This window comes from Massilia sp. Root351 (genome assembly GCF_001425045.1).
Lineage (GTDB): Bacteria > Pseudomonadota > Gammaproteobacteria > Burkholderiales > Burkholderiaceae_D > Rugamonas.
This window is the reverse complement of the sequence record NZ_LMDJ01000036.1, coordinates 1-20,839: the sequence shown is the minus strand read 5'-3', so window position 1 is coordinate 20,839 and position 20,839 is coordinate 1. Positions and strand designations below refer to the sequence as shown.

General features: G+C 64.0%; 20 protein-coding genes. 8 read left to right on the top strand and 12 right to left on the bottom strand.

Annotated features, from left to right (window positions below; all coding sequences use genetic code 11):
• The first annotated feature begins 163 nt into the window (after window positions 1-163).
• Window positions 164-577, top strand: coding sequence for a hypothetical protein (locus tag ASD15_RS30045; protein WP_057158754.1), 414 nt, complete (start codon window positions 164-166; stop codon window positions 575-577).
• Between the two features lie 79 nt (window positions 578-656).
• Complete coding sequence (locus tag ASD15_RS30040; protein ID WP_229418390.1) at window positions 657-1,121, top strand: hypothetical protein; 465 nt, start codon at window positions 657-659, stop codon at window positions 1,119-1,121.
• A 32-nt stretch (window positions 1,122-1,153) separates the two neighbouring features.
• On the opposite strand, the gene ASD15_RS30035 is transcribed toward ASD15_RS30040, so the two are convergent.
• Window positions 1,154-2,647: a leucyl aminopeptidase gene (locus tag ASD15_RS30035; RefSeq protein ID WP_057158752.1), complete on the bottom strand. Its 1,494-nt coding sequence runs from the start codon at window positions 2,645-2,647 to the stop codon at window positions 1,154-1,156.
• 60 nt (window positions 2,648-2,707) lie between these two features.
• Between ASD15_RS30035 and lptF the strand changes: the two genes are divergently transcribed.
• From lptF to ASD15_RS30020, 3 genes are read left to right on the top strand one after another with little or no spacing between them, the layout of a single operon-like run.
• Entirely contained in the window at window positions 2,708-3,850 is a 1,143-nt protein-coding gene (lptF, locus tag ASD15_RS30030; RefSeq protein WP_057158751.1) for an LPS export ABC transporter permease LptF, read from the top strand.
• On the top strand, window positions 3,850-5,019 hold the full coding sequence (gene lptG, locus ASD15_RS30025; RefSeq protein WP_057158750.1) for an LPS export ABC transporter permease LptG: 1,170 nt from the start codon (window positions 3,850-3,852) through the stop codon (window positions 5,017-5,019). Before lptF ends, lptG begins: the two co-directional genes overlap by 1 nt.
• Window positions 5,019-5,432 (top strand): sirohydrochlorin chelatase, encoded by a 414-nt coding sequence (locus ASD15_RS30020; RefSeq protein WP_229418389.1) that lies wholly within the window; start codon window positions 5,019-5,021, stop codon window positions 5,430-5,432. Before lptG ends, ASD15_RS30020 begins: the two co-directional genes overlap by 1 nt.
• A 15-nt stretch (window positions 5,433-5,447) precedes the next feature.
• On the opposite strand, the gene ASD15_RS30015 is transcribed toward ASD15_RS30020, so the two are convergent.
• From ASD15_RS30015 to ASD15_RS29980, 8 genes are all read right to left on the bottom strand, one after another.
• Window positions 5,448-6,188, bottom strand: a complete 741-nt coding sequence (locus ASD15_RS30015; RefSeq protein WP_057158749.1) for a hypothetical protein — start codon at window positions 6,186-6,188, stop codon at window positions 5,448-5,450.
• Between the two features lie 64 nt (window positions 6,189-6,252).
• Window positions 6,253-8,319 (bottom strand): M13 family metallopeptidase, encoded by a 2,067-nt coding sequence (locus ASD15_RS30010; protein WP_057158748.1) that lies wholly within the window; start codon window positions 8,317-8,319, stop codon window positions 6,253-6,255.
• Window positions 8,320-8,396: 77 nt separating this feature from the next.
• Window positions 8,397-9,125, bottom strand: coding sequence for a uroporphyrinogen-III C-methyltransferase (cobA, locus tag ASD15_RS30005; RefSeq protein WP_057158747.1), 729 nt, complete (start codon window positions 9,123-9,125; stop codon window positions 8,397-8,399).
• 2 nt (window positions 9,126-9,127) lie between these two features.
• Window positions 9,128-10,435 carry a sulfate adenylyltransferase subunit 1 gene (locus ASD15_RS30000; protein ID WP_057158746.1) on the bottom strand — a complete coding sequence of 436 codons (1,308 nt, stop codon included), beginning with the start codon at window positions 10,433-10,435 and terminating at the stop codon, window positions 9,128-9,130.
• Window positions 10,435-11,382 carry a sulfate adenylyltransferase subunit CysD gene (gene cysD, locus ASD15_RS29995; protein ID WP_057158745.1) on the bottom strand — a complete coding sequence of 316 codons (948 nt, stop codon included), beginning with the start codon at window positions 11,380-11,382 and terminating at the stop codon, window positions 10,435-10,437. Before cysD ends, ASD15_RS30000 begins: the two co-directional genes overlap by 1 nt.
• 38 nt (window positions 11,383-11,420) lie before the next feature.
• Window positions 11,421-12,137, bottom strand: coding sequence for a phosphoadenylyl-sulfate reductase (locus ASD15_RS29990; RefSeq protein ID WP_057158744.1), 717 nt, complete (start codon window positions 12,135-12,137; stop codon window positions 11,421-11,423).
• Window positions 12,138-12,152: 15 nt separating this feature from the next.
• Window positions 12,153-12,728, bottom strand: a complete 576-nt coding sequence (locus tag ASD15_RS29985) for a DUF934 domain-containing protein (RefSeq protein ID WP_057158743.1) — start codon at window positions 12,726-12,728, stop codon at window positions 12,153-12,155.
• Entirely contained in the window at window positions 12,721-14,412 is a 1,692-nt protein-coding gene (locus ASD15_RS29980) for a nitrite/sulfite reductase (protein ID WP_057158742.1), read from the bottom strand. Before ASD15_RS29980 ends, ASD15_RS29985 begins: the two co-directional genes overlap by 8 nt.
• A gap of 178 nt (window positions 14,413-14,590) precedes the next feature.
• On the opposite strand from ASD15_RS29980, the gene ASD15_RS29975 reads away from it, so the two are divergent.
• From ASD15_RS29975 to ASD15_RS29965, 3 genes are all read left to right on the top strand, one after another.
• Complete coding sequence (locus ASD15_RS29975; protein WP_057158741.1) at window positions 14,591-15,532, top strand: CysB family HTH-type transcriptional regulator; 942 nt, start codon at window positions 14,591-14,593, stop codon at window positions 15,530-15,532.
• 5 nt (window positions 15,533-15,537) lie between these two features.
• Entirely contained in the window at window positions 15,538-16,188 is a 651-nt protein-coding gene (locus ASD15_RS29970) for a class I SAM-dependent methyltransferase (RefSeq protein WP_057158740.1), read from the top strand.
• A gap of 219 nt (window positions 16,189-16,407) precedes the next feature.
• Window positions 16,408-17,376 carry a porin gene (locus tag ASD15_RS29965; protein WP_057158994.1) on the top strand — a complete coding sequence of 323 codons (969 nt, stop codon included), beginning with the start codon at window positions 16,408-16,410 and terminating at the stop codon, window positions 17,374-17,376.
• Window positions 17,377-17,436: 60 nt separating this feature from the next.
• Here the strand turns inward: ASD15_RS29965 and ASD15_RS29960 are convergent, their stop codons facing one another.
• From ASD15_RS29960 to ASD15_RS29950, 3 genes are all read right to left on the bottom strand, one after another.
• Window positions 17,437-18,210 (bottom strand): sensor histidine kinase, encoded by a 774-nt coding sequence (locus ASD15_RS29960; protein ID WP_057158739.1) that lies wholly within the window; start codon window positions 18,208-18,210, stop codon window positions 17,437-17,439.
• A 90-nt stretch (window positions 18,211-18,300) separates the two neighbouring features.
• Window positions 18,301-19,077: a LytTR family DNA-binding domain-containing protein gene (locus ASD15_RS29955; RefSeq protein ID WP_057158738.1), complete on the bottom strand. Its 777-nt coding sequence runs from the start codon at window positions 19,075-19,077 to the stop codon at window positions 18,301-18,303.
• Window positions 19,078-19,140: 63 nt separating this feature from the next.
• Window positions 19,141-20,493, bottom strand: a complete 1,353-nt coding sequence (locus ASD15_RS29950; protein ID WP_057158737.1) for a sensor histidine kinase — start codon at window positions 20,491-20,493, stop codon at window positions 19,141-19,143.
• Window positions 20,494-20,839: the final 346 nt, after the last annotated feature.

The window sequence follows — 20,839 nt, the reverse complement described above, 5'->3', positions numbered from 1 at the left end:
ATATACTTAAAGAACTCGGGATGACACTGAATTTTCCATGAAGCAACACTTTTGATGCAAAAAAAGTTAGAATCGTGTTGGAACGCGTCAAGAAATGGTACTATTGGGAAATAGTTGTTGTTTAAACAGTGAGATATGCGCGAAGCATTTGTAAAGGACTGAAATGCGATCTGCATTTGAAGCATGGGCGCAGCGCGATGGCCACATCGTGCGCCGCCGCGAGGACAAACCAGAAGAGTACCTGGTATTCGAAACGCAACGCCGCTGGGTGATCTGGCAGGCGGCGCTGGAGCACGGCAAAACGCCGGCGGGGCGAAAGACGGCAGCGCAGAAGGAAGCAGCTGCCGCCGAGAAAGCCGCTGCTGCGCGTGGACCGGGCTTGCAGCGCGTTCCGGCCTTGGGGCAGGACGAAGCGGTGGTTCGCAACCAGGTGCTGAATGAAGTACTGGACGCGTTTTCGCGGCTGAATGGCGAGTCGGGCATGGAAGACATTCTCCAGGTGATCCAAAGCCTGAAGCAGCCGTCCAAGCCGAAAGCCATGGAGCGCGCAGTGGACAGCAAGGCTATCGAGCGCTGATACGCCGGCGGCGGGCCACGGACGGGCAGCGCCGCCAGGTGCTGCCTCGGGGCTCTGCCGCCTTGCCTAAAGGAGCGACATGCGGACTGACATGTCACGGATAGCGGTCGTTGCCGTTCTTGCCGGCTCAGCCGCCATGGCCATGCTGGCAGGCTGCGGCACCCTGACCGAAGCGCCCAGCCAGCGCGTGCTGGTGCAGACCGTGCTCGACCACCGCGAGGTGGCCGGCGCCGGCTGCATCCTGCAGAACGACGCCGGCAAATGGTTCGTCACCACCCCGGCGCGGCTTGCCATCCGCAAGAGCAAGGGCCAGCTGCGCGTGGACTGTCGCCTGGACAACGCGGCCTGGGCCGACGAGAAAATCAATTCCAAACAGAACAGTACGCTGTGGGGCAATGTGGTCCTGACGGCCGGTATCGGCGTGCTGGTCGACCGCAACACGGGGCAGGGCTTCGATTACCCGGATGTGCTGACGGTGGAGATGAAGCGCTTCCAGCCGGCGCCCGGTCAGAATGGGCCGGATGCGGGACGCGCGGTGTACTGAATAAGAAACGGGCCTTGCGGCCCGTTTGTTTTTTATGCGCGGTTAATCAGGAAGTTCGCCAGCAGCGGCACCGGACGGCCGGTGGCGCCCTTGGCGCCGCCCGACTTCCAGGCGGTGCCGGCGATGTCCAGGTGGGCCCAGTTGTACTTGCGGGTGAAGTTTTCCAGGAAGGCCGCCGCGGTGCACGAGGCGCCGCCCGGGGTGCCGATATTGGCCAGGTCGGCGAAGTTGGACTTCAGCTGTTCGTTGTACTGCTCGCCGATCGGCAGGCGCCATGCGGTGTCGCCGCTGGCCTTGCCGGCAGCCATCAGCTCGGCTGCCAGCGCGTTGTGGGCGTCGTCGTCGCGCGTGAACAGGCCGCTGTTGTGGTGGCCCAGGGCCACGATGCAGGCGCCGGTCAGGGTGGCGATGTCGATCACCGCGGCCGGGTTGAAGCGTTCGGCGTAGGTCAGCGCGTCGCACAGCACCAGGCGGCCTTCGGCGTCGGTGTTCAGGATTTCGATGGTCAGGCCGTTCATGGAGCTGACAATGTCACCCGGCTTGGTGGCGCGGCCGGAAGGCATGTTCTCGCAGGCGGCGATAATGCCCACCACGTTCGATTTCAGGCCCATCTCGCCGATGGCGCGGAAGGTGCCCAGTACCGAGGCGGCGCCGCACATGTCGTACTTCATCTCGTCCATGCCGGGACCGGCCTTGATCGAAATGCCGCCGGTGTCGAACGTGATGCCTTTACCGACCAGCACCACAGGCGCGTCCTTGGCCTTGCCGCCCTTGTGCTTGAGGACGATGAACTTGGGCGGCTGCTCGCTGCCGTTGGTGACGGACAGGAAGCTGCCCATCTTCAGTGCTTCGAGCTGCTTGCGGTCCAGGATCTCGACGTCGAAGCCATGGTCCTTGGCCAGTTTCTTGGCGGTGTTGGCCAGGTAGGTCGGGGTGCAGACGTTGGCCGACAGGTTGCCCAGGTCCTTGGTCAGCTCCATGCCGTTGGCGATCGCGATCGCTTGCGCCAGCGCCAGCTTGTTGGCGGCGGTGTTGGCCACGGCCAGCGCCACCTTCTTCACGCCGGCCGGGGCCGGGTCTTTCTTGCTCTTCTGGCTGTCGGTGCGGTAGATGCTCTCGCGGCCGGCCTGCACCACGGTGCGGATGGCCCACGCCGCGTCGCGCTCTTTCACTTCTTCCAGCGGTAGTGCGATAATGGCGTCCGCCGCGCCCAGGGAGGAAAACGCCTTGACCGCAGCCTGTACGCCGGAGGCGAAGCTTTTCTCGCCGACGGCTTCGTCGGCGCCCAGGCCGATCAGCAGCACGCGCTCGGCGGCGGCGCCTTTCAGGCCGCGCAGCAGCAGGGCCGTACCCGGCTTGCCGGTAATGTCGCCGGACTTCAGCGCAGCCGTGATTTCACCCGCACTGTCGAGGGCCTTGGCCGCTTGCGAAAGCTTCTTGTTTTCGAATACCGCGACGGCGATGCAGCCGGTCTTGGCGGACGCAATGGTGTTTTTTGCGTCGAATGCTTTTATGCTAAAGTCCATTAGATTTCTCCGTGTAGGCTTGGTTCTTACTTAACTTGACGACCGAATTATAAACTTCGAATGATTTTTCAACGTGCCCTTCAACGCGAGTTGGCCAGTGCTGCCGGGGCAACCTTCACGGTGCTGTTCTCCCTAATCGTCACCTGGGCCCTGATCAACATCCTCGGCAGAGCCGCCGGCGGCAGGGTCGCATCGAGCGACGTGGTCGCGCTGATAGCGTTCGCGGCCCTGAATTATCTGCCAACTGTCCTGATCCTCACCAGCTTTATTTCAGTGCTGATGGTGGTCACCCGCAGTTACCGCGATTCCGAGATGGTGGTGTGGTTCGCTTCCGGCCTGAGCCTGGCGCGCTGGATCCGCCCGGTGCTGACCTTCATCCTGCCCATCGTGCTGGTGACCGGGGTGCTCAGCTTCTACGCCACGCCGTGGGCCAAGCAGAAGAGCAGCGAGTACACGCAGCGCTTCCAGAAGCGCGAAGACCTGCAGCAGGTGTCGCCGGGCCAGTTCCGCGAGTCGGCGTCGGCCAACCGGATTTTCTTTGTCGAAGGCGTGTCCGGCCAGAGCGCCGTGGTGCACAACGTGTTCGTCAATACGGTGGACGCGAAAGGCACCGCCACCGTGGTGGCCAAAGAAGGCGTGATCACCACCACGCCCGAGGGCGACCGCTACCTGGTGCTGAAGAACGGCCGCCGCTATCTGGGCGCGCCCGGCAGCGCCGACGTGCAGACCATGGAGTTCGAGCGCTACAGCATGCGCGTGGCCAGCAAGTCGCAGGAGCTGGGTGCTGCGCAAGGCGTGGACGCGATGCCGAGCGCGGAGCTGTTCAAGGGCAGCGGGCCCGCCATCCAGGGCGAAATCCTGTGGCGCATTGCGCTGCCGATCACCTGCTTGCTGCTGCCGCTGCTGGCCATCCCGCTCGGTTTCGTCAACCCGCGCGCGGGCAGCTCGTCCAACCTGATCGTGGCCTTGCTGATCTTCTTCAGCTATAACAACCTGGTCAAAGTGTTGGAGGCCAGCGTGCGCGAGGGCCGCGTGAGTTTTGCCTTGTCCTGGTGGCCGCTGCACCTGGCACTGGCTACCGTGGTGGCGCTGCTGTTCGTGTGGCGCCTGAATGTGAATCACCGCTATCATCCGCGCGTGCTGTGGGCTGCGTTCAAGCGCGGCAAGCAGGTGTCCTCGCCAGTGCCCAAGGAAGTGAAGTAATGAGTATCCTGCAACGCTATTTCGCCACCTCGATTGCGCAGGCGGTGTCCTTCGTGCTGCTGGCGCTGCTGGGCCTGATGGCCTTCATGGACCTGACCGGCGAATTGCCGTCGGTGGGCAAGCACGGCTACACGCTGCAGCACGCGGTGCTGTATGTGGCCATGATGGTGCCCGAGCAGATTTACCGCGTGCTGCCGGTGGCCACGCTGATCGGCACCATCTACACCATGGCGCAGCTGGCCTCGTCGTCCGAGTTCACCATCATGCGCGCGGCCAGCATGTCGACCCGCATGGCGATCGGCATGCTGTTCAAGATCGGCGTGGTGATCGTGGCGATCGCCTTCGTGTTCGGCGAACTGATCGTGCCGCGCACCTCGCCGCTGGCCGAAAAGGTGCGCCTGACGGCGCAGGGCGCCGCCATCTCGGCCGAGTTCCGCTCCGGCCTGTGGACCAAGGACATCATCAAGAGCGAAGGACTGACCGGCACCGTGCTCGGTTCGCGCTTCTTCAATGTGCGCGAAGTGCGCCCGGACGGCCAGCTGCTCGACGTCAAGCTCTACGAGTTCGACAACAGCTTCCGCCTGCGCGCGCTGATCCAGGCCAAGCGCGCCACCTTCCAGGGCAAGAGCGTGTGGCGGCTGGAGGAAGTGACCGAGAGCCGCTTCAGCAATCCGGCGCTGCTGGTGGCGGGCGCCACCGCCACCGCGCAGAACCACTTCGCGCAGGAAACCAGCCTGGTCGAGGTGGTGAAGCTGGCCTCGCGCGACCTGGTGTCGGAGATCACGCCCAAGATCCTGTCGGTATCGCGCCGTGATCCGGAGCGCATGTCGGCCAACGAGCTGGCGGTCTACACCCGCCACCTGCAGGAGAACAAGCAGGAGACCAAGGTATTCAAGGTGGCGTTCTGGAAGAAGCTGTTCGATCCGCTGGCCATCTTCGTGCTGATGGCGCTGGCGCTGCCGTTCGCCTATCTGCACGCGCGCAGCGGCGGCGTTAGCCTGAAAGTGTTCGTTGGCATCATGATAGGGGTGAGCTTCCTGCTGGTGAACACCCTGTTCTCGCACGTGGGCATGCTCAGTACCTGGCCGCCATTCCTCACCGCTGCGGCGCCCAGCGTGATTTATCTGATGTTGGCCATCGGCGCATTGTGGTGGGTGGAGAGACACTGATGACGACTGAAGCCATGACAAGCAAAAAAGCACTGATCCTGTTCGCGCACGGGGCGCGCGCCGCCAGCTGGGCCGCGCCCTTCGAACGCCTGAGCGCCATCACGCAGGCGCGGCTGCCCGATGTGGACGTGTCGCTCGCGTTCCTGGAGTTGATGTCGCCGCGCCTGCCGGAGCGGGTTGCCGAACTGGCGGCCGCCGGCGTGGCGGAAGTGGCGGTGGTGCCGATCTTCCTGGGGCAGGGCGGCCACGTGCTGCGCGACTTGCCGCTGATGCTGGATGAGTTGCGCGCAGCCTATCCGGCCATGCGCTTCAGCGTGGCCGAAGCGGCGGGCGAAAACCCGGCCGTGCTGAGTGCTATCGCGGACTATTGCGTCGGCACGCTGCAGGGGGCGGCCGGCGGCGCTGGCGCCTGAGCGGGCCGCTGGGCCTTACGCTTCGCCGTCCGCTTCGGACTGGGCCGCCATGGCGGCCAGCGTGGAGCCGGGCTGTTCCAGTTCGCGCTGGATGATGGCGCGCAGGCCATCCGAACGGACCTCGTCCAGCGCCAGTTTCTGCATGTTGTCCGCTTCGCCCTTTTCCTCCAGGCCGTTCAGCACGGCCAGCACCAGGCGCACTTCCTTGGCATAGTTGAGCACATAGGCCAGCAGCGTCGGCGCGGCCGAGGCGGGCTGGCTGGCCAGCGCGTCGGCGCCGTCGTTCAGGCGCGCGGCCAGGGCCTGGATGCGGCCGGAAGGCGAGGGCAGGAAACGGCGCGCCAGCTGGAAGTCTTCGCATTTCACCAGCGCCGTCATGGCCAGCTCGGCGCACTGCTCGGCCAGCGCGGAGTCGATCTCGTCGAGCTTCAGGAACAGCGCGTGGGTGGCGCCCACTTCGCGCAGCGCTTCATTGATGGCGGCCACTTCGCGGAACCGCTCCACGGTGGCCGCGCCCAGCAGCATGCGCGACGATTCGCGGTCGCGGATGCTCTGCAGCGCGGCGCGGGCGGGCGGGAAGGCGTCGGCCAGATAGATCCAGTCGCGCAGGGCGAACGACAGGCGCACGCCGCGCCATTCGGGCGACACCTCCAGCGCATGCTCATGCAGCCAGAGGTGGTCCTTCAGCGCGTCCTGGTAGCGGCCGGCCAGACGGGCTTCGCGGGCGCGTTCAAATACTTCATTCGGCTGCTGCATGTCACCTCCTTGAAAATCGAAGGCGACATTTTAACAGGCGCCGCCGCAGCGCCCACGCAGGCCCCTACCACACCCGGCAAATCTTCTGCTTCGGCTTGACCATGGCCTGGCCGGGCTTGCAGGCGAAGGCCTTGGCGAATTCCGGCATATTCACCACCACGCCGTTGATGCGGTACTTGCCTGGCGAGTGCGGGTCGGTCATGGCGTGCAGGCGCAGGCTTTCCGGCCGCTCGCTCTGGCAGGTCCACTGCGCGGTACCGACGAAGAAGCGCTGCTCCGGCGTCAATCCCTCGCGATTCTCCAGCACCTTGTCGGCGATTTCGGTCTTCCACGCCATCCAGGCCAGTATCAGGCCGCCCAGGTCGGCCGCGTCCTCGCCCAGCGTCAGCTTGCTGTTGATCTTGATGTCGTCCACCACGGTGTACTGCGCGTACTGGTCCACGATGCACTGCGCGCGCTGCTTGAATGCCTTGGCATCCTGCCTGGCCCACCAGTCCTTCAGGTTGCCCTTGGCGTCGAACTGGCGGCCTTCGTCGTCGAAACCGTGGATCAGCTCATGGCCGATGGTGCCGCCGGTGTTGCCGTAGTTCGGCGCGTCGTCCATGTTGCCGTCGAAGAGCGGCGGCTGCAGCACGCCCGCAGGGAAGTTGATGTCGTTCATCTGCGGGTTGTAGTAGGCGTTCACGGTGGGCGGCGTCATGCCCCACTCGGAACGGTCCAGCGGCCTGCCGATCTTGTCCAGCTGGCGCCGCACTTCGAAGGCGGTGCCGCGCACCACGTTGCCGGCGAAGTCGTCGCGCTTGACGCCGTAGGCGCTGTAGTCGCGCCAGCTGTACGGGTAGCCCACCTTGTTGGCCACCGCGTGCAGCTTCTCGCGCGCCTTGGCCTTGGTCGGCTCGCTCATCCACGTCAGCGAGTTGATGTCCTGCTCCATGGCGGCCTCGATCTGGCGCGTCATGTGCAGCGTCTTTTCCTTCAGTTCCGGGCTGAAGGCGCGGCTGACGAACTCCTGGCCCAGCGCTTCGCCCAGTTGCAGGTCGACCAGCTGCACGCAGCGTTTCCAGCGCGGCTTCTGCTCCGGCGTGCCGAGCAGGGTCTTGTGGTAGAAGGCGAAGTTCTCGTCCACGAAGGCCTGCGACAGGAACGGCGACATGGCGCGCGTGGTGTGCCAGCGCAGATAGGTCTTGATGTCGGCCAGGCTCAGTTGCTGCAGGCCCTGGTTCAGCGCGCGCAGATAGGCCGGTTCGTTGGCGTTGAAGCGCTTCACGCCTGCCACGCCGGCGGCCTGCAGGTAGTCCTTCCAGTTGAAGGCGGGCGTCATCGCCTGCAGGCCTTTCAGGTCGGTCTTGTGGAACATCTTGTAGGGGTCGCGCTGCTCCACGCGCGACAGCGAGGCTTTCGCCAGCGCGGTTTCAAAGCGCAGGATGGCTCTCGCGGCGCGCCTGGCCTCGGCCGGCGTATCGCCCGCCAGTTCCAGCGAGCGGGCAATGTGGTCCACGTATTGGACACGGATGGTTTTCGACTTGGCGTCGGTCTTGAGGTAGTAGTCGCGGTCGGGCAGCCCGGCGTCGGCGTTGCCGGCGAAGGCGATCACCTGGGCCGAGTCGCCCAGGTCCTGGTTGGACGAGAAAGCGAACAGCATGCTGTTGGCCACGTCGGTGTGCAGCCGGGCCAGCACGCCCGGCAAATCCTGTTTGCCTGCCATGCCGCCGATCAGCGCCAGGTATTCCTGCAGCGGCGCCGCGCCGCGCTGGTTGACGGTCTGCTCGTCCATGCAGGCGGCGAAGTAGTCGCCGATCTTCTGCTGGGCCGGGTTGCGGCCGCTCTGCTGCGCGGCCAGGGCGGACAGGATGCCCCACAGGAAGCGCTGGTTGTCCTGCGCGGCCTTGCCGTAGACGCTCCAGGCGCTCTGGTCGGCCGGGATCGGGTTGTTCTTGATCCAGCCGCCGCAGCTGTACTGGTAGAAGTCCTCGCAGGGATCGGCGCTCTTGTCCATGGCGGTAACGTCCAGGCCGGGCGTGTAGGGCAGCGCGGCCAGCGGCGCCTCGTTGGCGGCGGCGGTCCGGGCCGGCGCTTGGCCATAAGCGGCGCTGACGGCAAAGGCCAGCAGGACGGGGACGAGATTGCGCATGAATAGTGCTCCGGTGAGTCGAAGCAGCTATTCTACGGCGGGGATTGTTGAAATGGCAACCGGCGGCGCCGGGAATGTCAGTCGGCGGCCTGGTGCGGGCGGCGCGCCATGGCGTGGCCGAGCATCACCAGCACCGGACCGTGCGACGGCTCCAGGCCGTGCGCCAGCGTGTCCAGCGTCAGGCGCAGGATGCGCTGGTCGGGACGGCTGACGTTTTCGATCACCACCACCGGCGTCGCGCCCAGCCGGCCCTGGTCCAGCAGGCGCTGCGCAGTGATGATGGCTTCGCGTCCGCCCATGTACTGTACCAGCGTGTCGCTGTCCGGCATGTCGACGTCGGCCGGGTGCTCGGGCGCGGTGCTGGAGGTGAAGAAGGCCACGCTGCGCGCCACGCCGCGCTTGGTGAGCGGCTGCCTGGCGGCCGCCGCCGCCGCCACGGCGGTGGTGATGCCGGGGACGACTTCGACCTCGATGCCGGCTTCCTCCAGCGCCCGCAACTCCTCGTCGGCGCGGCCGAACAGCATCGGGTCGCCGCCTTTCAGGCGCACCACCAGCTTGTGCCGGCCGGCCTGCTCGACCAGTTGCGCGTTGATGGCATGCTGCGCGGTGGAGCGCTGGCCCGAGCGCTTGCCGACCGAGATTTTCTCGGCCTGCGGGCACAGCTCCAGCATCTCTTCGGTCACCAGCGCGTCGTGCAGCACCACGTCGGCTTGCGCCAGCAGGCGCGCGCCGCGCATGGTGATCAGATCCTGCGCACCGGGACCGGCGCCGATGAGGAAAACCTTCCCGAACACAGGCACGGACATGGTCAAGCCAGGCGGATCATGCCTGCGGCCACGGTCTGGTGGGTGACTTCATCGATCAGGATGAAGGCGCCCGTCGCGCGGCTGTCGGTATAGTCGTCGGCGGCCAGCGGCTGCTGCACGGTCAGCGCAATGCGCGCCACGTCGTTCAGCTTCAGCGCGTCGGCGATGCGGCGTTCCTGGGTGTTGATGTCGAGCAGCGACGCGATACTGGTGATCTTGGCGGCGGTTTGCTTGGTGCCGTGCTTGATCCAGTACTTGCGGCGCAGGTCCAGCGCGTCTTCCGACAGCCAGCACACATCCGCGTTCAGGTTCTTCAGCAGGGTGGCCGGCTGCTCGCTGCTGGCCAGCAGGTCGCCGCGCGAGATGTCCAGGTACTCGTTGAGCAGCAGGGTGACCGACTGGCCGGCCGATGCCGACTGGTGCGAGCCTTCCAGCGTCAGGATGTCCTTGACGGTGGCGGCCTGGCCCGAAGGCTGCACCACCAGCTTGTCGCCCACCTTCACGTTGCCGGCTTCGATGCGGCCCATGTAGCCGCGGAAGTCGTTTGCCTCGTGGCCGTTGTGGCGCGCCACCAGCTGCACCGGAAAGCGGAAAGGCGCATTGTGCGACTCGTCGTACACGGACAGCGATTCCAGCAGCTCGATCAAGGTCGGGCCCTTATACCACGGCATGTTCTCGCCGGCGTCCACCACGTTGTCGCCGCTCAGGGCCGACAGCGGGATAGGCGTGATGTCCTTCAGGCCCAGCGACTGCGCGAATTCCTGGTATGCCTTGACGATACGGTCGTAGATCGCCTGGTCGTAGTTCACCAGGTCCATCTTGTTGACGGCCACCACCACGTGCTCGATTTGCAGCAGGTGGGCGATGGTGGAGTGGCGCTTGGTCTGGATCAGCAAGTCCACGCCGCCGTCTTCGCGCAGCTTCACTTTCGACACGTCGATCAGGATGATCACGGCGTCGGCGGTGGAAGCGCCGGTGACCATGTTGCGGGTGTACTGCTCGTGGCCCGGCGTGTCGGCGATGATGAACTTGCGCTTGGGCGTGGCGAAATAGCGGTAGGCCACGTCGATGGTGATGCCCTGTTCGCGTTCCGCTTCCAGGCCGTCGGTCAGCAGCGACAGGTCGATGGTGTCGCCCACGGTGCGCTTGTTCTTGGCGCGCGACACGGCGGCCAGCTGGTCGGCGAAAATGCCCTTGCTGTCGAACAGCAGGCGGCCGATCAGCGTGCTCTTGCCGTCATCGACGGAACCGGCGGTGATGAAGCGCAGCAGGCCTGCCTGGTTTTCAGTATTTTCAATGCGAGCGTTCATCAGAAGTAACCTGCTTTCTTGCGTTTTTCCATGGAGGCTTCGGAGGTCTGGTCGTCCATCCGGGTCGCGCCCCGTTCAGTAATCTGGGTGACGGCGGTTTCGGCGATGATCGCCTCCACCGTTTCCGCGTCCGACGACACCGGGCAGGTGCAGGAGATGTCGCCCACGGTGCGGAAGCGCACCACTTGCGTTTCCACCGCTTCGCCGTCGCGCGCCGGGGTCAGGTCGGTCAGCGGCACCAGCAGGCCGTTGCGCGGGATCACCTGGCGTTGGTGCGCGAAGTAGATCGGCGGCAGCGCCAGTTTTTCGCGGGCGATGTACTGCCACACATCCAGCTCGGTCCAGTTAGAGATCGGGAACACGCGCATGTTTTCGCCTGGGTGCACGCGGGTGTTATACAGGTCCCACAGTTCCGGGCGCTGGGCTTTCGGGTCCCACTGGCCGAATTCGTCGCGGAAGGAGAAGATGCGCTCTTTCGCGCGGGCCTTCTCTTCGTCGCGGCGGGCGCCGCCGATGCAGGCGTCGAACTTGTGTTCGGCGATGGTTTCCAGCAGCGTCACCGCCTGTGCGGCGTTGCGCGAATCGGTCTGCGGATTACGCAGGCGCACGGTGCCTTTCTTGATCGAGTCCTCCACCGAGCCGACGATCAGGCGCTCGCCCAGTTCGGCCACGCGCTGGTCGCGGAAGGTGATCACTTCCTCGAAGTTGTGGCCGGTGTCGATGTGCACCAGCGGGAAGGGGAACTTCCCGGGGCGGAACGCCTTCTCGGCCAGGCGCAGCAGCACCACGGAGTCCTTGCCGCCCGAGAAGAGCAGGGCGGGGTTGCTGCATTCGGCGGCCACTTCGCGCAGGATGTGGATGGCTTCCGATTCCAGCGCGTCCAGGTGGCGGGCGTTTACGTCGCTCAAGCCTATGGTGGAGGCGTAACGGTCAACTACAGTGTTCATGGTGCTTGCCTATTCTTGTGTTGGTGGCCGGCGCGTCATTACGCCGCCACGGATTTGATGCGTATCAGCTTGCCGTCTACCACGTGCAGGCCGCATTCCTTCGACTCCGGGTTTTCCCACCACCAGCGGCCGGCGCGCACATCCTCGCCCGGCTCGATGGCCCGGGTGCAGGGTTCGCAGCCGATCGACGGGTAGCCCTTGTCATGCAGTGCATTGTAAGGCACCTTGTTTTCGCGCAGGTAGTTCCACACGTCTTCCTCCGACCAGTCGGCCAGCGGATTGAACTTGGTCATCAGGTGCGCCGGATCGTCTTCCTCTATCATAAGCGAGGTGCGGGTGGCCGACTGCGCGCGGCGCTGGCCGGTGATCCAGGCCTGGTTGCCGGCCAGGGCGCGGCCCAGCGGCTCCACCTTGCGGATGCGGCAGCATTCCTTGCGCATGTCCACGCTGTCGTAGAAGGCGTTCAGCCCGTTCTGCGCCACATAGGCTTCCACCGCTTCCGGCTGCGGGCGGTACAGCGTGATCTGGTAGCCGTAGGTCTCCTTCACCTTGTCCAGCATGGCCAGCGTTTCAGCATGCAAGCGGCCGGTCTCCAGCGAGAAGATGGTGATCGGCAGTTTGGCCTTCAAAATCAGATCGGTCAGCACCATGTCTTCGGCGGCAAGGCTGGAGGCGAACACCGCCGGCGTGAAATCACGGACGATGCGCTCCAGGGTTTGCTGCGTGGACTGGGTCAGGGTATTCAGCTCGCTCATGGCTGGCTCCGCGCTTCAGATGCCGTAGCCGGCGTCGCCGCTGCTGGCAACGTTGGCGGCGGGCGTGGCGCGGGCATGGCGGCGGAACAGCGGCACTTTCTGGTCCACGGAAGCCTGGTAGGTCTCCGAGAAGTCGGACAAGCCTTTCAGCGCGTCCTCGATGCTGCGGTCGGCGCGCACGTCATAGGCGTTGAAGCCCACGCGCTGCATCGAGAACAGCTGGTCGCGCAGCACGTCGCCGATGGCGCGCAGTTCGCCGGCGTAGGCCAGGCGGGTGCGCAGGTTGTAGGCGATGGAGTAGCCGCGCCCGTCGGTGAATTTCGGGAAGTCTACCGCCACCACGGCGAAGGCATCCAGCTCGCCCTTCAGCGTTTCAGGACGCTCGTCCGGGCCGAACCACACGCCGATTTCCGCGGCGGCGCGGCGCGGCGCCAGGGCTGCAGCCTGCGCCTGCCAGGTCGCCAGCGGCACGATGACCTTGCCGGCCGGGACGGCCAGTGCGGCCGCGTCTTCGCCTTCGGCGGCGCGCAGCACGGTCCAGTCGTCGCCGACGATTTCACGGCCCTTGATAATCAGTTTTTGCTCAGACATATTCATCTTCTCCAACCAGGCGGCCCACGTCGGCAATCGGCGTGGCGTATACAAATTCCTTGAACGGCGCGACGCCCAGGCGCTGCACGGTATCGACAAAGCGTTCCGCTTCGTAGCGCTCGCGGACGTACACCTGCAGCAGGCGGCCGATCACTTCCGGCATCTGCAGCGCCGAGAACGACGGGCCGATAATCTTGCCGATGGCCGAATCGTTGCCCTGCGCGCCGCCGATCGACACCTGGTACCACTCGCTGCCGTCCTTGTCCACGCCCAGCACGCCGATGTTGCCCACGTGGTGGTGGCCGCAGGCGTTGATGCAGCCCGAGATGTTCAGTTCGATCTCGCCGATGTCGTGCTGGAAGTCCAGGTTGTCGAAGCGCTCCGCGATGGCGGCGGCGATCGGCAGCGACTTGGCGTTGGCCAGCGAGCAGAAGTCGCCGCCCGGGCAGCAGATCATGTCGGTCAGCAGGCCGATGTTCGGCGTGGCCAGGCCATGCGCCTTCACTTCCTGCCACAGGGTGAACAGCTGGCTTTGCTCCACGTCCGCCAGCACGATGTTCTGCTCGTGCGTCACGCGCAGTTCGCCGAAGCTGTAGCGGTCCGACAAGTCGGCCATGAAGTCCATCTGCTCGGCGGTGGCGTCGCCCGGCGGCACGCCGGTCTTCTTCAGCGACAGCACCACGGCCGCGTAGCCGGGCTGCTTGTGCGCCTTGACGTTGCGCTTGAGCCAGTTGGCGAAGGCTTTGTTGTCGGCGTGCGCGGCCTGCGGGTCGATCGCTTCCAGCGCCTTGTACGGATGCGGCTCGAAGTAGGCCACCACGCGGTCGATCTCTTCCTGTGTCAGCGTTTCGGCATTGCCCTTCAGGTCAGCCCATTCCGCTTCGACCTGGCGCGTGAATTCCTCCGCGCCGATGGCCTTCAGCAGGATCTTGATGCGGGCCTTGTACTTGTTGTCGCGGCGGCCGTACTGGTTATACACGCGCATCACCGCTTCGATGTAGGTCAGCAGGTGTTCGCGCGGCAGGAACTCGCGGATCACCGTGCCCAGGATGGGGGTGCGGCCCATGCCGCCGCCAACCATTACCTTGAAGCCGATTTCGCCGGCGTCGTTGTACACCACGGTCAGGCCGATGTCGTGCACGGCGATGGCCGCGCGGTCCTGCACGGCGCCGTTGACGGCGACCTTGAACTTGCGCGGCAGGGCGATGAATTCAGGGTGGAAGGTCGACCACTGGCGCAGGATCTCGCAGTACGGGCGCGGATCGATGATCTCGTCGGCCGCCACGCCGGCGAATTCGTCGGTGGTGGTGTTGCGGATGCAGTTGCCCGAAGTCTGGATCGCGTGCATCTCCACCGAGGCCAGGTCGGTCAGGATGTCCGGGGTCTGTTCCAGCTCGATCCAGTTGAACTGGATGTTCTGGCGCGTGGTGAAGTGGCCGTAGCCGCGGTCGTACTTGCGCGCGATGTGGGCGAACATGCGCATTTGCTTGGAGGCCAGCAGCCCGTACGGCACCGCGATGCGCAGCATGTAGGCATGGCGCTGATAGTACAGTCCATTCTGCAAACGCAGGGGCAGGAATTCGGCTTCCGTCAGCTCATCGGCCAGGCGGCGGCGCACCTGGTCGCGGTATTGCGCGATGCGTTCGCGGACGATGAGGTGGTCGTATTGATCGTATTGATACATGTCATTCCTAAAAAAATCGCTTGCCGGCGGGGCTGGCTCTTTCAAAGTATCCCAAACTGGCGACAATGGTAATAAACTTCATCTTTATTCCAAACGACTTAGTCTTTATTTGCTTATATACGTATTGGGTATAAGCATGAGCGTAAAATAGAGCTAGAGCAGCCCCAACGAGAGAACAATGAATCTTCATCAACTGCGCTTTGTCCGTGAAGCAGTACGCCAGAACTACAACCTGACAGACGCCGCCAAGGCCCTGTTTACGTCCCAGCCGGGGGTGTCCAAGGCTATTATCGAGCTGGAAGAGGAACTGGGCGTGGATATTTTCACGCGGCACGGCAAGCGCATCCGCGGGCTGACCGAGCCGGGACGGCTGGTGCTGTCCTCGGTGGAACTGATCATGCAGGAGATCGACAGCCTAAAGCGCATCGGCAAGGAGTACGCGGCGCAGGACAGCGGCAGCTTCACCATCGCCACCACCCACACCCAGGCGCGCTACACGCTGCCCAAGGTGGTGCAAGCCTTCATGCTGAAATTCCCCAAGGTGCGCTTGTCTTTATTGCAAGGCAATCCGCGCCAGATCGCCGAAATGGTGCAGCGCGACCAGGCCGACCTGGCCATCGCCACCGAATCCATCGCCGGTGTTGATAATTTGATCACCTTGCCTTGTTATCAATGGGAGCACGTGGTGGTGGTGCCCCCCGACCACCCGCTGCTCAAATCGAAGACGCTGACGCTGGAGGAGATTGCTGCATTCCCGCTCATCACCTATGATGGCGCCTTCGCCGGCCGCAGCAAGATCGACCACGCGTTCTCGCTGCGCGGCCTGAAGCCGGACGTGCTGCTGGAAGCCATCGACGCGGACGTCATCAAAACCTATGTTGAGCTGGGCATGGGCATCGGCGTGATTGCCGGCATGGCCTTCGATCCCGAGCGCGACCGCAGCTTGCGCGCGCTGCCGGCCGGCCACCTGTTCGGCATGAACGTGTCGCGGGTGGCGGTCAAGCAGGGCGCCTACCTGCGCAGCTACATCTACACCTTCATCGAACTGTTGGCCCCAACGCTCAACCGCAAGTTGATCGAGCAGGCCATGAGCGGTGAAAAAGACACCTACGAGTTGTAAATTATATGAAGACCCAAAAAGAATACTACGCGGCCGTTGCCGCCACCTACGACCTGCAATACGAGCGTCCCGAAGTGGAACAGGACCTGGCAGAGCTGCACGAGGCGCTGTCCGAACTGCTGAACGGCCACAAGGTGCTGGAACTGGCCTGCGGCAGCGGCTACTGGACCGAAATCATCGCCGACGTGGCCGAGTCGGTGCGCGCCATCGACAACAGCCCGCAGATGCTGGCCGCCGCCGCCGAGCGCGGCCTGGACGAGGACTTCGTCCAGTTCACCGAAGGCGACGCCTTCAACCTGCCGGCCGACATCGTCCCGGGCGAATACACGGCCTGTTTTGCGGCCGGCCTGTGGTCGCAAGTGCCGCGCTCGAGCCAGGACAAATACCTGGCCCACCTGCGGCTGAAACTGGGCAAGGACGTGCTGCTGGTACTGCTCGACAACAACTATGTCGAAGGGTACAGCGAGCCCATCGCGCGCACCGACCTGGACGGCAACAGCTTCCACATCCTGACCGACACCAAGGGCGAGCGCTACGAAGTCGCGCAGAGCTACCCGTCCGACAGCTGGCTGCGCAAGCGCCTGTCCGGCGCCGCCAAGGAAGTGCGCGTCGAGCGCCTGGAACACTACTGGCTTGCCACCTGCCGCCTGAAATAACCCGTTTCCGTACCGACAAATGGGGTCAGGGTTAATTACACGGTTCGTATACGGTTCGTGTAATTAACCCTGACCCCATTTTTCTTTTGAGAAAAACAAAGTTTGTTGCGGATACGCAACAGCTTGTCGATGTCATATTGTTGAAGCATTTGTTAGGCAAGATTCGTCCCGTCAAGTTTGCAAGCGACGCTTTCCTCAACAAACAACATGGATCAACAAGTGAAAAAACTTACTCTGGCAGCACTGCTCATCGGCGGCTTCGTATCCGCAGCGCAAGCGCAATCGAATGTCACGGTCTACGGTGTTGTCGATCTGGGCCTGGCAAAGACTTCCGGCCAGTCGGTCATCGAACGTGAAAACCACGCGTCGCGCCTCGGCTTCCGCGGCACCGAAGATCTGGGCGGCGGCCTGTCGGCCATCTTCAACCTGGAAAACGAGATCCTCGCCGACACCGGCGCCCAGAAGGGCAATCTGTTCGACCGCCAGGCCTGGGTAGGCTTGAAGGGCGCCTTCGGTACCGTCTACATGGGACGTACCAAGGACATCATCGACGGCGCCATCGGCCGCATCGAACCCTTCGGCGCCGATGGCGTGATCGGTAAAGTCAACGAACCGATGATGCGCGGCGGCGTGGGCGCGTCCCGCGTGTCGAACGCTGTCACTTACCAGAGCCCGAGCTACAACGGCCTGGTGTTCAGCGCGCAAGCCGTGCTGAGCGAAATCAAGGACGCCGACAGCGGCTTCAGCGGCCTGGTCACCTATGACAATGGCCCGATCAGCCTGCACGCCGGCTACCAGCGCGCGGTGCAGACCGCCGTCTCGGCCGTCAAACCTACCCTGTGGAGCATCGGCGGCGCCTACAAATTCGGCGCCTTCAAGCTGACCGCCGGCTACACCAAGGGCGATACCGACCAGGTCGTCACCAACGCCGCCAACGGCGAATACGACAGCTTCCTGATCGGTGGCGTCTACACCGTCGGCAACGGCGACTTCAAGGCTGTGTACGGCAAGCAGGAACGCGACTACGTGAAGTCGGGCAAGGCCATCAGCGGCGAAGAGACGGTCAAGGAAATGGGTATCGGCTATGACTACCACCTGTCCAAGCGCACCGACCTGTACGCTTACGCCGGCCGCGAAAAAGTGAAATCGCTGACCTCCTACCAGGTTGGCATCTCGCACAAGTTCTAAGCTTTAGTACGGATTGAGCCTGGCTTGAGCGAAGGCGCCCTGCGGGGCGCCTTTCTGCGTTCAGGGCGGCAGCGGCAGTTCCACCGTGATGCGGGTGCCGCCGCCGTTGCCATCGCCGCCCGCCGCGCCGCCCTGGATATCGATCTCGCCATCCAGCGCCCACACGCGCTCGCGCATGCCGAGCAGGCCGAAGGAGTGCGCCTTGTTCAGGTCGTCCGGCGAGATGCCGCGCCCGTTGTCTTCTATCTGCAGGTGCAGGCGGCCGTCACGGCGCCGCACCGAAATGTGGACCCGGCTGGCGTGCGCGTGGCGCGCAATATTGGTCAGCGACTCCTGCACGATGCGGAAGGCGGCGGTGCTGTAGCGGTCGTCGAGTATCAGTTCGTGTTCGTGGGCGTCGAGCTGGCAGGCGATGCCGTGGCGCTGGGCGAATTCCTGGCGCAGCGTTTGCAGCGCGTAGTACAGGCCGCCTTCGTCCAGCGCGTGCGGGCGCAGATTGGTGGCGATGCGGCGCAGCGAGGTGATGGCGCGCTGTAGCAGCTTGTCCATTGAGCGCATCTGGCGCGTGGCTTGCGGACTGGCAGCGGGCTGTTGCAGCAGGCTCAGGTCGACGCGCAGCGTGGCCAGCAGTTGGCCGAGGTCGTCGTGCAGTTCGCGCGCGATATGGGCGCGCTCTTCTTCGCGTATGGTTTGCAGGGCGGCGGACAGGTCGCGCAGTTGTTCATAGGAGATGGCGCGGTCGGTCGCGCGCCGGCCGGGCGCCTGGCCGTTGCGCCGTGAGCGCTCGCCTGCCGTTTTCGGCCGCCGCCGCGCCAGTTTACCGAGCTTGTCCATGTGCACGTCCCTGTGGCCGGGAGTCGGCCTTAGGGTACACAATAGGATAGCCGCCGCGCCGGACTTTGATCTGGCGCAGGGCGGCACGCATTACATCTGCTTGAACAGGTGCAGGAAGCTGCGCGAGACTTCCAGTTTGTCGGAGCGGTCTTTGATCAGCACCAGGTGGCGGCCGCGGATGTCGCGCGTGACACCCTCGATGGCGTTGACATTGACCAGCGTGGCGCGGTGGATCTGCCAGAACAGGTCCGGATCGAGTTCATCGGCCAGGTCGCGCACCGGCTTGCGGATCAGCGCCTCATATTTGGCGGTCTGCACGCAGGTGTATTTTTCATCGGAGCGGAAGAACAGGATTTCCTCGACCGGTATCATGCGCAGGTCCTGGCCGATGCTGGCCTGGATCCATTGCAGATAGGTCTTCTTCGGCGCGGCGATCTTTTCGGCCAGCTGGGACAGCATGGCTGTCACGCTGGCATTCACGTCGGCGCCGCCCGTACTGCCGGCCGGCGCGCTCATGCGGTGCTTCAGGCGCTCCACCGTGATTTGCAGGCGTTCCGGCTCGGCCGGCTTGAGGACATAGTCCACGGCGCCGCGCTCGAACGCTTCCACCGCGTGCACATCGTAGGCGGTGACAAACACCACATTGCTCTTGTTGCCGATGGCGGCGGCCGCTTCCATGCCGCTCTTGCCTGGCATGCGGATATCGAGGAAGGCGAAGTCGGGCTTGAGCTGGTCGACCAGGTCGATCGCTTCTTCGCCGTTTTTCGCTTCGCCGATGATGTCCAGCTCCGGCCACACCTGGCCCAGGCGCAAGCGCAGCTGGTCGCGCATCAGTCTTTCATCGTCGGCAAGAATTGCAGTTGGCATAGTCGAAGGCGTGTTAAAAAGTGAGTGCTAATTATTCAACGAATCGGCGGCTGGCGCAATCGATTACTTGGCCGCCAGCGCATAGGGCACTTCAATGGTGGCGATGACGCCGCTGGGCTGGTTGGGCTCGATATTCAGCGCGCCCTGGCTGCCGTGCAGCAGCTTCAGGCGTTCGCGGATATTGCTCAGGCCCAGGCCGGTGCCGTCGCTGGGCTTGGCGCCGAAGCCCAGGCCGTCGTCGGCCACGATTACGCGCAGCTTGTTGTGCGCCACCTCGGCGCGCACCCGCAAGGTGCCGCCTTCGGGCTTGCCTTCCAGGCCGTGCTTGATGGCGTTTTCCACCATCGATTGCAGCATCATGGGCGGGAAGGCTGCGGTGCGCAGACCGTCCGGTACGTCGAAATCGATCGTCAGGCGCTCTTCCATGCGCATTTTCAGCAAAGCCAGGTAGGCGGCCACCATGTCGGCTTCGCGGCCCAGGTTAGTGATCAGGTTGCTGTCGCGCATTTGCGGCAGCACGGCGCGCAGGTATTTAATCAGGCTGCGCTGCATGGCCGAGGCGCGCGGCGGATCGGTCTCGATCAGGTGTTCGACCGAGGCCAGCGTATTGAACAGGAAGTGCGGCTCCACTTGCGCCTGCATCATCTGCATTTTCGCCTCGCTCAGCTGCCGTTGCATGGATTCGCGCTCGGCGGCGGCGTTGGCCGACAGCGTTTGGGCCTCGGCGCGCTTCTTTCCGCCCATGAGCGCCTTGGTGGCGAACAGGGCCAGCACCAGCAGGGAGACGAAGCTCTTGAACCAGGTCGATGCCTGCTTGTGGTAGCGCGACACCTTCTGCTCGGCGGCATCATCCACTGCCTCTTCGATGGCGTTGGACAGTTCTTCGCCAATTTGTGGCGGCAGTTCGATGTGGACTTCTTCGCCTGGCAAGGCCGGAGCAGCGGGCGCGGCAGGCGCGCGGGCGGCACGGCCGGCTCTGCTGCCGGTCTCGGCTTTGCTGGATGGGGTGGCTGGTGGCTCCGGCGGCGCAGCCGGGGCCGGTGCTTCGGCAGGTGCGGGCGGCTCGGGCAGGGCGGGGGCGGCCGGCTCGCTGCCGTCTTCGCCGCCGGCCGGCGGAGCTTCCTTACGGATCTTGCTGCCGCGCGGGTTGAAGTGGATGCCGCTGTCGTCGATCAGGATATTGGTGTCGCCACCCGGGCGGGAGCGCTTGCGCTCCTTGGTGACATATTCCTCATCCGGCCGCGAGGAGAATAGTTCGTCCTGCAGAATGGAACCGGCGATCAGGGCCAGCGCTGCAAACAGGAAGAATTTCCACCAAGACAATTGGGTAACCCAGGTTGCCGTCGCGTCGAAGCCTTTGTGCAGCCAGGCAATGATAGTCTTCAGTGTGTCATGGACTTTGGGTTGGGGAAACATGTAATGCCTTCAATTTCTCGGATGGTGCAACTGTACGCAATGTGGCCATGATGCGCCACGGCATTGCGACAGTCTGCAAAAATCGAGGCCTGGAAGGGCGCGGGCCGTATCCGGACGGCGGGGGCTTGCGGATGCAAGGCCGTTCAGTTATAGTTCTGTCCCCGCGCTGCTGAGCACTGCTTGTAGCGTAGGGAGAGGTAGGAAAACAGGGGTTGACGGATTTAACGAAAAGCCCCATAATCTTCCTTCTCTGCTGCTGAACAAAACGCTTCAGCAACAACGCAGAATTCTTTAAAAATTTACAATCGATAAGTGTGGGCGTTTGATGATGATGCCGGAGGCGCAA